A 10,181-nucleotide genomic window follows, 5' to 3' on the forward strand; every position below is an offset into this window, starting at 1 on the left:
GACCATCCGTGAACCTGATCGACTGCTACGTCACGAAGATCCTCGGCGAGCCGTACCGCAAGTTCGGCGCCTGGTGGGTCGATGTCGAGTACAACGCCTACGGCAAAACCAGCAAGACCCAGCTGATGGCCAGGACCGAAGAAGGTGCCCGGCGCTTTCAGGTAGGGCACCACTTCTTGGCCTGAGGAGGCCCACATGCCAAACGCCACCGCTGCAGTGCAGCCAGGCCTGCTGCCGAGAATCATCCGGGCCGGCGAAGCGCCCGGATATCTCGGCATGTGCAAGGACGAATTCAAGAACACCGTGAGGCCATACGTCCGCGAGTTCCCAATCGGGAAACAGGGCATCGGCTTCGACCGCCTCGAGCTGGACGCTTGGGTCGACGCCTACATCGAGGCCATGGCCGTTGAAAAGGCGAGCAATCAGGACAACAATCGGCCCCGCAGCGAGCGCCAGGGGAAGACCGACAAGGAGAACCCATGGCCAAAAAGGCAATCACAGGCCTCCAGAAAATGCCAAGCGGCATCTGGAAAATCGACAAAATCTACAGAGGGGAGCGAATTCAAGAGAGCACTGGCACTTGTGACCGGGAAGAAGCGGAACAGTACCTGATCCACCTGCTGGAGAAAATGCGCCAGCGCAAGGTGTACGGCGTTCGCGAGATCAAGACCTTCGACCAGGCCGCGGCGCGGTACCTGATCGAGCACAAGGACCAGCCGTCGATCAGGCTGACTGCGCTGTACCTGGACCAGGTCATGCCCTACCTGGGAAGCCTGCCACTGACGCACATCGACGATGCCGCTTTGGCGCCGTACATCCGTGATCGCAAGGCCGGGGCTGTGTTGCCGGATGGGAAAGTGAAGGACGCCGTCAGCAACAGGACCATCAACATCGCGATCGAGCGCGTGATCAGGGTCCTGTCGCTGGCGTGTAGGAAGTGGCGGGATGAGGAGCGCCGACCATGGCTTGACAGCGTTCCGCTGCTGACCAAGCTCGAGGAGAAGAAGGCGAGCCGGAAGCCATACCCCATGTCATGGGAGGAGCAGTCGGTTCTCTTCGCGGAGTTGCCCGACCACCTGCAGCGCATGGCCCTGTTCAAGGTGAACACCGGCTGTCGCGAGCAAGAGGTCTGCAAGTTGAGGTGGGACTGGGAGATATTCGTCCCCGAGCTCGACACCAGCGTGTTCCTGATCCCAGCCGAGTTCGGCGGCCGGCATGAGAACTCTGGGGTGAAGAACAGGGACGAGCGCCTGGTTGTGCTGAACAGCGTGGCGCGGTCAATCATCGAGAAGCAGCGCGGGATCAGCAGGGAATGGGTGTTCCCCTACAACGGCACTGCGATGCATCGGATGAACGACTCGGCATGGAAGAAGGCGCGAGTGCGCGCGGCCAAGCTCTGGCAGGAGCAGCATTTGAGGCCGGCGCATCCTGGGTTCGCTTCGATACGCATCCACGACCTGAAGCATACCTTCGGCAGGCGCCTGAAAGCAGCAGGTGTAACGGAGGAAGATCGGAAGGCGCTGCTGGGGCACAAGAACGGAAGTGTGACCAGCCACTACTCGGGCGCCGAGCTCGGGCAGTTGATCGAAGCGGCGAACAAGGTATCGGCCACCGACTCGCGCGGTCCGGTGCTGACGATTTTGAAGAGGAGGATCGGTTAAGAAATTGGGCGAAGTCACTCGAAAAGTCACTAGGCCCAGAAATAACAAAGCCACCCGAAGGTGGCTAAGTCATTGAGGTATATGGTCGGGACGGAGTGATTCGAACACTCGACCCCTTGCACCCCATGCAAGTGCGCTACCGGGCTGCGCTACGCCCCGACATCATTCTCGATACCGCTGAGAACGTTGAAGAATTTAACCTAACCTTTTGAATAATGGAAGCTTTTTTTCAAAAAAATCCACTCGTCGCCAACCAGGTCACTTCTTCAGCACCACCAACACATCCTCCAACTCCGCAATCATCTGCCGAATCAGCTGCTTGTACTGGCTGGACTCATCCTTGACCTCATCACTGGAAAGCCGTAACCGCGCCCCGCCAATGGTAAAGCCCTGGTCATACAGCAAAGCGCGGATCTGGCGGATCATCAGCACATCCTGGCGCTGATAATACCGCCGGTTGCCACGGCGCTTCACCGGGTTGAGCTGCGGAAATTCCTGCTCCCAGTAGCGCAGCACGTGCGGTTTTACCGCACAGAGCTCGCTGACTTCACCAATGGTGAAGTAGCGTTTGCCCGGGATGGGGGGCAGCTCGTCGTTATGGCTTGGTTCCAGCATAGGCCTCTACCCGGGCTTTCAGCTTCTGCCCTGGACGAAAGGTGACGACGCGGCGCGCGGTGATCGGGATCTCTTCCCCTGTTTTAGGGTTGCGGCCCGGCCGCTGGCGTTTGTCGCGAAGGTCGAAGTTGCCGAAACCGGACAACTTGACCTGCTCGTTGTCTTCAAGCGCGTGCCGAATTTCTTCGAAAAACAGCTCGACCAGCTCCTTGGCCTCACGCTTGTTAAGCCCCAGCTCCTCGTACAGCCTTTCGGCCATCTCAGCTTTCGTCAGAGCACCCATGCCGTTATTTCCTTAACGTGGTGTTCAACCTTTGTTCAAGCGAGGTGAGGATGGTTTGCAGGGTTTCATTCACCTCATCGTCGTTAAGAGTGCGCGATGGATGTTGCCAGGTCAAGCCGACGGCCAGGCTTTTTCTATCAGGATCAATGCCTTTACCCTGGTAGACGTCAAACAGCCTGAGGTCTGTGAGCCATTCGCCTGCATTGTCACGAATTACTTCAAGCACGGAGCTCGAAGCTACATCACGACCTGCGATCAAGGCCAGGTCACGACGGGTTTCCGGGAACTTGGACAGCTCGCTGAACTTCGGCAGGCGGCCTTCGACTACATCACCGAGCACCAGCTCGAAGACGAACACCGGGCGGTCGAGGCCGAGGGTCTTGGCCAGCTCCGGGTGGATGGCGCCGAGGTGGCCGACTTCCTTGCCGTCGCGCTCGATGCGGGCGGTTTGGCCTGGGTGCAGGGCTGGGTGCTTGCCGGCGACAAAGCTGAAGTCGCTCAGGGCGCCCGAGTAGCCCAGCAGGGCTTCCACGTCGGCTTTGACGTCGAAGAAGTCGATGCCGTCGCGACCGTTCGCCCAGCCTTCTGGCAGGCGGCTGCCGGTGACGACGCCGGCGATCATCGGCTGCTGCTTGAGGTCACCGAGCTGGCCGACGAAGCGCAGGCCGCTTTCGAACAGGCGCACGCGGTCTTGCTGGCGGTTGAGGTTGTGCTGCATCGCCTTGACCAGGCCCGGCCACAGCGAGGCGCGCATGGCGGCCATGTCGCTGGAGATGGGGTTGGCCAGCAGCAGCGGCTCGACGCCCGGGGTGAACAGCTCGAACAGTTTCGGGTCGATGAAGCTGTAGGTGATGGCTTCCTGGTAGCCGCGGGCGACCAGCAGACGGCGCAGGTTCGGCAGCTCGCCGCGGGTTTCCGGGCGGGCTTGCGGGGCCAGGCGGGCCTGCGGGTAGCGCACCGGCAGGTTGTTGTAGCCGTACAGGCGGGCCAGCTCTTCGATCAGGTCGACTTCCAGGCTGACGTCGAAGCGGTGGCTTGGGACGGTGACCGTCCACTGCCCTGCCCCATTGGCGCTGGTCTTCAGCTCCAGGGCGTTGAGCAGCTGCTCGACCTGGGCAGCGTCCATCTCCATGCCGAGCATCTGGGTGATGCGTTCGGCGCGCAGGGTGATCGGCGCGATATTCGGCAGGTGCTGCTCGCTCACGGTCTCGACGATCGGACCGGCTTCGCCGCCGACGATCTCCAGCACCAGGGCGGTGGCGCGCTCCATGGCTTCACGGGCCAGTTGCGAGTCCACGCCGCGCTCGTAGCGGTGCGAGGCGTCGGTGTGCAGGCCGTAGGAACGGGCCTTGCCGGCAACGGAAATCGGCTCGAAGAAGGCGCTCTCGAGGAACAGATCGCGGGTCTTCTCGGTATTGACGCCGCTGTGCTCGCCACCCATCACGCCGGCAATGGCCAGGGCGCGGGTGTGGTCGGCGATCACCAGGGTGTCGGCGCGCAGGGCGACTTCCTGGCCGTCCAGCAGGACGAGCTTCTCGCCCTCCTCGGCCATGCGTACGCGAATGCCGCCGTTGATTTCGGCGAGGTCGAAGGCGTGCATCGGCTGGCCGAGCTCGAGCATCACGTAGTTGGTGATGTCGACGGCGGCGTCGATGCTGCGCACGTCGCTGCGGCGCAGGCGCTCGACCATCCACAGCGGGGTCGGCTTGCTCAGGTCGACGTTGCGGATCACGCGGCCCAGGTAGCGCGGGCAAGCGGCCGGGGCGCTGACTTCGACCGGGCGCACTTCGTCGTGGGCGGCCGGTACCGCTGGCACCACCGGGCGGGTGACCGGCACGTCGTACAGGGCGCTGACGTCACGGGCAAGGCCGGCCAGGGACAGGCAGTCACCGCGGTTCGGGGTCAGGCCGATCTCGATGCTGGCGTCGTCCAGGTTCAGGTACTTGCGAATGTCTTCGCCAACCGGGGCGTCAGCCGCCAGTTCCAGCAGGCCGTCGTTCTCTTCGCTGATCTGCAGCTCGGAAGCCGAGCAGAGCATGCCGAACGACTCGACGCCGCGCAGCTTGGCCTTCTTGATCTTGAAGTCGCCCGGCAGTTCGGCGCCGATCATGGCGAACGGGATCTTGATGCCTGGGCGGGCATTCGGGGCGCCGCAGACCACCTGGAAGGTCTCTGCGCCGTTGCTCACCTGGCACACGCGCAGCTTGTCGGCGTCCGGGTGTTGTTCGGTGGTGAGGATCTCGCCCACCACGATGCCGCTGAACTGGCCGGCAGCGGGGGTCACGCTGTCGACTTCGAGGCCGGCCATGGACAGGCGGGCAACCAGTTCGTCACGGGAGACTTGCGGGTTTACCCAACCGCGCAGCCACTGTTCACTGAATTTCATGCTGTTCTCCTGAAGGTTGCGTCAATTGGGCCTAGCGGAATTGAGCCAAGAACCGCAGGTCGTTGTCGAAGAACAGACGCAAATCGTTGACGCCATAGCGCAGCATGGCCAGGCGCTCGGCGCCCATGCCGAAGGCGAAGCCCTGGAACTCTTCCGGGTCGATGCCGGACATGCGCAGCACGTTCGGGTGGACCATGCCGCAGCCCATCACTTCCAGCCAGCCGGTCTGCTTGCACACGCGGCAGCCCTTGCCGGAACACATCACGCACTGGATGTCGACTTCGGCGGAAGGCTCGGTGAAGGGGAAGAACGACGGGCGGAAGCGCACGGCCAGTTCTTTCTCGAAGAACACCCGCAGGAACTCTTCGATGGTGCCCTTGAGGTCGGCGAAGTTGATGCCACGGTCGATCAGCAGGCCTTCGACCTGGTGGAACATCGGCGAGTGGGTGATATCGGAGTCGCAACGGTACACACGGCCTGGGCAGACGATGCGGATCGGCGGCTGGGTGCTTTCCATGGTGCGCACCTGTACCGGCGAGGTGTGGGTGCGCAGCAGCATGTTGGCGTTGAAATAGAAGGTGTCGTGCATCGCCCGGGCCGGGTGGTGGCCGGGGATGTTGAGCGCTTCGAAGTTGTGGTAGTCGTCTTCGACCTCGGGGCCTTCGGCGATGCCGTAGCCGATGTGGGTGAAGAACTGCTCGATGCGCTCGAGAGTACGGGTGATCGGGTGCAGCCCGCCGGTGGTCTGGCCACGGCCTGGCAGGGTGACGTCGATGCATTCGGCGGCCAGGCGAGCGTTGAGCTCAGCCTCTTCAAAGCCGGCCTTGCGTGCGTTGAGCACGTCGGTGACGCGTTCCTTGGCGTCGTTGATCAGCGCGCCGACCTTGGGGCGCTCTTCGGCTGGCAGGTTGCCCAGGGTCTTCATCACCTGGGTCAGTTCGCCTTTCTTGCCGAGGAATTGAACCCGGATCTGTTCCAGGGTAGTGATGTCTTCAGCGCGTTCCACGGCCTCGAGGGCTTGGGCGACCAGCGCGTCCAGGTTTTCCATGTACAGACTCCAGATACGAAAATAGGGGAAGAGCTTTTGAAGGCTCTTCCCCTATCCGATGACGTTTTACACCCGACGGCGCAGGCGCCGCCGGATGATTGTCGTGGGTACTTAAGCCAGTACGGCTTTAGCCTTCTCGACAATCGCAGCAAACGCCGCTTTTTCGTTCACTGCCAGATCGGCCAGAACCTTACGGTCGATTTCGATCGAAGCCTTTTTCAGGCCAGCAATCAGACGGCTGTACGACAGACCGTTGGTGCGGGCACCGGCGTTGATACGAGCGATCCACAGTGCGCGGAACTGACGCTTCTTCTGACGACGGTCGCGGTAGGCGTATTGGCCTGCCTTGATGACCGCCTGCTTGGCAACGCGGAATACGCGCGAGCGTGCACCGTAGTAGCCTTTAGCCAGTTTCAGAATTTTCTTGTGACGCTTACGAGCGATGACGCCACGCTTTACACGAGCCATGAGTAACTTCCTCTATCTTTGACCGAAATTAACGTACGCGCAGCATGCGCTCGACTTTTGCCACGTCAGACGGGTGCAGCAGGCTGGCACCGCGCAGTTGACGCTTACGCTTGGTCGACATTTTGGTCAGGATGTGGCTCTTGAAAGCGTGCTTGTGCTTGAAGCCGGAAGCGGTTTTCAGGAAACGCTTCGCAGCACCGCTCTTGGTTTTCATTTTTGGCATGTTGGAACTCCGCATTCGATAAAATTACACAATAATCATCAGGCCTGCCGTGCCCGGGAGATTACTTCTTCTTTTTGGGGGCGATGACCATCATAAGCTGGCGTCCTTCCATCTTCGGATGCTGCTCAACGGTGCCGTATTCGGCGAGGTCGGTTTCGACCCGCTTCAACAGCTCCATGCCCAGCTCCTGGTGGGCCATCTCACGGCCGCGGAATCTCAGAGAGATCTTGGCCTTGTCCCCATCGCTAAGGAAACGTACCAGGTTGCGTAGTTTTACCTGGTAATCCCCTTCTTCCGTCCCTGGACGAAACTTGATTTCTTTGATCTGGATCTGCTTCTGGTTCTTCTTGGCTTCGTTGGCCTGCTTCTTCTTCTCGAAGAGGTGCTTGCCGTAGTCCATCACCTTGCAGACGGGCGGTTGCGCGTCTGCAGAGATTTCCACCAGATCCAGCTTCGCTTCATCAGCGATACGCAGCGCTTCATCAATCGAGACGATGCCAATCTGCTCGCCGTCAGCACCAATTAACCGAACCTCGCGTGCCGAGATATTCTCGTTGATCGGGGCTTTCGGTGCAGTTCGTTTATCGTTTCTCATTTCACGCTTAATAGTCATTACTCCGATTCTTGGCGACCACGCCGGGAAACCGCTTGCGACAGCAGCTCAGCGAACTGCGCGACGGGCATCGAGCCCAGGTCTGCGCCTTCGCGGGTGCGCACAGCGACGGTTTGCGTTTCGACTTCGCGATCCCCTATAACCAAAAGGTAAGGGACACGCAGCAACGTATGCTCGCGGATTTTAAAGCCGATCTTCTCATTTCTCAAGTCCGACTTGGCACGGAATCCGCTACCGTTCAGGGCTTTTTCCACCTCAAGGGCGAAATCGGCCTGCTTGTCGGTGATGTTCATGATCACGGCTTGGGTCGGGGCGAGCCAGGCCGGGAACACGCCGGCGTAGTGCTCGATGAGCATGCCGATGAAGCGTTCGAACGAGCCGAGGATGGCGCGGTGCAGCATCACCGGACGCACACGGCTGTTGTCTTCGGCGATGTAGCTGGCGTCCAGGCGCTCCGGCAGGTTCGGGTCGTACTGCAGGGTGCCGCACTGCCAGTTACGGCCGAGGCAGTCGCGCAGGGTGAACTCGATCTTCGGACCGTAGAACGCGCCCTCGCCCGGCTGGTATTCCCACTCCAGGCCCGACTCGTTCAGGGCGTCGGCCAGCGCGCCTTCGGCGCGGTCCCATAGCTCTTCGGAACCCACGCGCTTGGCGGGGCGGGTCGAGAGTTTCATGGCGACGTCGGTGAAACCGAAGTCCTTGTACACATCCAGGGTCAGCTTGATGAAGTCGGCGGCTTCTTTCTTCACCTGGTCTTCGGTGCAGAAGATGTGCGCGTCGTCTTGCACAAAGCCACGCACGCGCATGATGCCGTGCAGGGCGCCGGACGGCTCGTTACGGTGGCAGGCACCGAACTCGGCCAGGCGCAGCGGCAGGTCGCGGTACGATTTGAGGCCCTGGTTGAACACCTGCACGTGGCACGGGCAGTTCATCGGTTTTACCGCGTAGTCGCGGTTTTCCGACGAAGTGGTGAACATGTTCTCGGCGTAGTTGGACCAGTGGCCGGAACGCTCCCAGAGGATGCGGTCGACGACCTGCGGGGTCTTGATCTCCTGGTAGCCGTTTTCACGCTGAACCTGGCGCATGTACTGCTCGAGCACCTGGTACACGGTCCAGCCGTTGGCGTGCCAGAACACCATGCCCGGGGCTTCTTCCTGCAGGTGGAACAGGTCGAGCTGCTTGCCGATCTTGCGGTGGTCGCGTTTTTCGGCTTCTTCGATGCGCTGGATGTAGGCGGCCAGCTGCTTCTTGTCGGCCCAGGCGGTGCCGTACACGCGTTGCAGCTGCTCGTTCTTGGCATCGCCGCGCCAGTAGGCGCCGCTCAGCTTGGTCAGCTTGAATGCCTTGAGGAAACGAGTATTCGGCACGTGCGGGCCACGGCACATGTCGACGTATTCTTCGTGGTAGTACAGGCCCATGGCCTGTTCATCCGGCATGTCCTCGACCAGGCGCAGCTTGTAGTCTTCGCCACGCTGGGTGAACACGTCGATGACTTCGGCGCGCGGGGTCATCTTCTTGACGACGTCGTAGTCCGTGTCGATCAGCTGCTGCATGCGCTTTTCGATGGCGGCGAGGTCGTCCGGGGTGAAGGGACGCTCGTAGGCGATGTCGTAATAGAAGCCCTCGTCGATCACCGGGCCGATCACCATGCGGGCGGTCGGGTACAGCTGCTTCACCGCGTGACCGATCAGGTGGGCGCACGAGTGACGGATGATCTCCAGTCCCTCTTCATCTTTAGGGGTGATGATCTGCAGGGTGGCGTCGTGGTCGATCTTGTCGCAGGCATCGACGAGCTTGCCGTCGACCTTGCCGGCCAAGGTGGCCTTGGCCAGGCCCGCACCAATGGATGCGGCGACTTCGGCTACGGATACCGGCTGGTCGAACGTGCGTTGACTGCCATCGGGAAGAGTAATAACGGGCATGGCGCCTCCTCTCCTAGTGGTGACCCCTACCAAAGGTCACGTGGGTTGGGATGAGCCAGTACAAGATCCGCCCTGCCTTTCCCGCGGGAAAGCCTGCCTCACAGTGGCAGAGACCTTTCGGCCTGCCAGGGTCGAACCAGAGTGACTGGAAGGTAAAAGTTGCAGGCTGCCGGTGGCGAGCCGCAAGCCGAGCATGCTAGCACGCGGGTTGCACCGGGTCGCGGAAATATTTGGAAATTACGCCGCCGGGGTGAACTTGTACGGAAAATTTCCTATCAGACCTTCTGAAGCAACCTACTCTTGATGAGACCTTTACCCAAGGAGTGTCCGGTTATGCGACTTCAGTCCCTTCTGGCTGCCTGCGCCGCAAGCGCCCTGCTACTGCCTTTGGCTGCCAATGCAGGCAATTTCCCCGCCGGTAAGGAAGCGCACTACATGACCCAGTGCCAACAGGTGGCGAGCGGCCAGGGCGTGGACGCGGCGATGGCGAAGAAGCACTGCGAGTGTGGCGCCCAAGCCATCAAAAAGAATTTCAACGATAAGGAGATCGAAGACCTCGACAGCCAGGACGGCGTTGACGCCAAGCTGATGCAGAAGGCCCAGCAGGTGGTTCAGGCCTCCTGCAAGCCGAAATAACCAGGGTTAGCGGGCCATTTCACGCATCTTTTGCGCTGGATCAACATCCTGCGAAGGTAAAAGGCGCTAGATGCGTAGAAATGGACTATAGTGTCGTCGGTGCCACTGAAGCTTCGCGACATTGCACCCCGATAAAAAATCATGTTTCTGGAGATTCACCCCATGTCCAATCGCCAAACCGGCACCGTCAAGTGGTTCAACGATGAGAAAGGCTTCGGCTTCATCACTCCTCAAGGCGGCGGCGACGACCTGTTCGTACACTTCAAGGCTATCGAAACCGACGGTTTCAAAAGCCTGAAAGAAGGCCAAACTGTTTCCTTCGTCGC

Annotated in this window: 13 protein-coding genes and 1 tRNA gene; 5 read left to right on the forward strand and 9 right to left on the reverse strand. The window is 60.7% G+C overall.

Annotated elements, in window-relative coordinates; genetic code table 11:
* The first annotated feature begins 8 nt into the window (after positions 1–8).
* From CC207_RS27130 to CC207_RS08510, 3 genes are read left to right on the forward strand one after another with little or no spacing between them, the layout of a single operon-like run.
* A complete protein-coding gene (locus CC207_RS27130) occupies positions 9–185 on the forward strand; it encodes a hypothetical protein (RefSeq protein ID WP_169740505.1) in 177 nt (58 codons plus the stop codon).
* A 10-nt stretch (positions 186–195) separates the two neighbouring features.
* Complete coding sequence (locus CC207_RS27455; protein WP_256582047.1) at positions 196–612, forward strand: hypothetical protein; 417 nt, start codon at positions 196–198, stop codon at positions 610–612.
* The gene (locus CC207_RS08510; protein ID WP_256582050.1) at positions 513–1,661 is read left to right on the forward strand and encodes a tyrosine-type recombinase/integrase; all 1,149 of its coding nucleotides are present in this window, start codon (positions 513–515) and stop codon (positions 1,659–1,661) included. The genes CC207_RS27455 and CC207_RS08510 overlap by 100 nt, the downstream gene beginning before the upstream one ends.
* Before the next feature lie 82 nt (positions 1,662–1,743).
* Here CC207_RS08510 and CC207_RS08515 read toward each other — a convergent pair.
* The 9 genes from CC207_RS08515 to thrS all read right to left on the reverse strand — a co-directional run bounded on the left by CC207_RS08515 (position 1,744) and on the right by thrS (position 9,219).
* Positions 1,744–1,820, reverse strand: a tRNA-Pro gene (locus CC207_RS08515).
* 99 nt (positions 1,821–1,919) lie between these two features.
* Positions 1,920–2,276 (reverse strand): MerR family transcriptional regulator, encoded by a 357-nt coding sequence (locus CC207_RS08520; protein ID WP_011533210.1) that lies wholly within the window; start codon positions 2,274–2,276, stop codon positions 1,920–1,922.
* Complete coding sequence (ihfA, locus tag CC207_RS08525; protein WP_009394049.1) at positions 2,257–2,559, reverse strand: integration host factor subunit alpha; 303 nt, start codon at positions 2,557–2,559, stop codon at positions 2,257–2,259. Before ihfA ends, CC207_RS08520 begins: the two co-directional genes overlap by 20 nt.
* Positions 2,560–2,563: 4 nt before the next feature.
* A complete protein-coding gene (pheT, locus tag CC207_RS08530; RefSeq protein ID WP_028691468.1) occupies positions 2,564–4,945 on the reverse strand; it encodes a phenylalanine--tRNA ligase subunit beta in 2,382 nt (793 codons plus the stop codon).
* A 31-nt stretch (positions 4,946–4,976) separates the two neighbouring features.
* Complete coding sequence (gene pheS, locus CC207_RS08535; RefSeq protein WP_028691467.1) at positions 4,977–5,993, reverse strand: phenylalanine--tRNA ligase subunit alpha; 1,017 nt, start codon at positions 5,991–5,993, stop codon at positions 4,977–4,979.
* A 111-nt stretch (positions 5,994–6,104) separates the two neighbouring features.
* Positions 6,105–6,461, reverse strand: coding sequence for a 50S ribosomal protein L20 (rplT, locus tag CC207_RS08540; protein WP_003250671.1), 357 nt, complete (start codon positions 6,459–6,461; stop codon positions 6,105–6,107).
* Between the two features lie 28 nt (positions 6,462–6,489).
* Positions 6,490–6,684: a 50S ribosomal protein L35 gene (gene rpmI, locus CC207_RS08545; RefSeq protein WP_003250667.1), complete on the reverse strand. Its 195-nt coding sequence runs from the start codon at positions 6,682–6,684 to the stop codon at positions 6,490–6,492.
* A gap of 61 nt (positions 6,685–6,745) precedes the next feature.
* Positions 6,746–7,297 (reverse strand): translation initiation factor IF-3, encoded by a 552-nt coding sequence (infC, locus tag CC207_RS08550; protein WP_011533207.1) that lies wholly within the window; start codon positions 7,295–7,297, stop codon positions 6,746–6,748.
* Positions 7,297–9,219: a threonine--tRNA ligase gene (thrS, locus tag CC207_RS08555; RefSeq protein ID WP_028691465.1), complete on the reverse strand. Its 1,923-nt coding sequence runs from the start codon at positions 9,217–9,219 to the stop codon at positions 7,297–7,299. The genes infC and thrS overlap by 1 nt, the downstream gene beginning before the upstream one ends.
* A gap of 333 nt (positions 9,220–9,552) precedes the next feature.
* Between thrS and CC207_RS08560 the strand changes: the two genes are divergently transcribed.
* Together CC207_RS08560 and CC207_RS08565 are read left to right on the forward strand one after the other, a co-directional pair.
* On the forward strand, positions 9,553–9,855 hold the full coding sequence (locus CC207_RS08560) for a hypothetical protein (RefSeq protein WP_028691464.1): 303 nt from the start codon (positions 9,553–9,555) through the stop codon (positions 9,853–9,855).
* Positions 9,856–10,017: 162 nt separating this feature from the next.
* Positions 10,018–10,181 (forward strand): cold-shock protein (locus CC207_RS08565; RefSeq protein WP_050706417.1); only part of this gene is annotated, 164 nt, incomplete at its 3' end.

This window comes from Pseudomonas sp. DrBHI1, from assembly GCF_002205115.1.
Taxonomy (GTDB): Bacteria; Pseudomonadota; Gammaproteobacteria; order Pseudomonadales; family Pseudomonadaceae; genus Aquipseudomonas; species Aquipseudomonas mosselii.

Coding starts and splice junctions, on each gene's coding strand:
- rplT (WP_003250671.1), bottom strand. CDS start 6,461: ATGGCTCGTGTAAAGCGTGGCGTCATCGCTCGTAAGCGTCACAAGAAA.
- infC (WP_011533207.1), bottom strand. CDS start 7,297: ATGACTATTAAGCGTGAAATGAGAAACGATAAACGAACTGCACCGAAA.
- CC207_RS08520 (WP_011533210.1), bottom strand. CDS start 2,276: ATGCTGGAACCAAGCCATAACGACGAGCTGCCCCCCATCCCGGGCAAA.
- pheS (WP_028691467.1), bottom strand. CDS start 5,993: ATGGAAAACCTGGACGCGCTGGTCGCCCAAGCCCTCGAGGCCGTGGAA.
- ihfA (WP_009394049.1), bottom strand. CDS start 2,559: ATGGGTGCTCTGACGAAAGCTGAGATGGCCGAAAGGCTGTACGAGGAG.
- CC207_RS08560 (WP_028691464.1), top strand. CDS start 9,553: ATGCGACTTCAGTCCCTTCTGGCTGCCTGCGCCGCAAGCGCCCTGCTA.
- CC207_RS08510 (WP_256582050.1), top strand. CDS start 513: ATGCCAAGCGGCATCTGGAAAATCGACAAAATCTACAGAGGGGAGCGA.
- thrS (WP_028691465.1), bottom strand. CDS start 9,219: ATGCCCGTTATTACTCTTCCCGATGGCAGTCAACGCACGTTCGACCAG.
- CC207_RS27455 (WP_256582047.1), top strand. CDS start 196: ATGCCAAACGCCACCGCTGCAGTGCAGCCAGGCCTGCTGCCGAGAATC.
- pheT (WP_028691468.1), bottom strand. CDS start 4,945: ATGAAATTCAGTGAACAGTGGCTGCGCGGTTGGGTAAACCCGCAAGTC.
- rpmI (WP_003250667.1), bottom strand. CDS start 6,684: ATGCCAAAAATGAAAACCAAGAGCGGTGCTGCGAAGCGTTTCCTGAAA.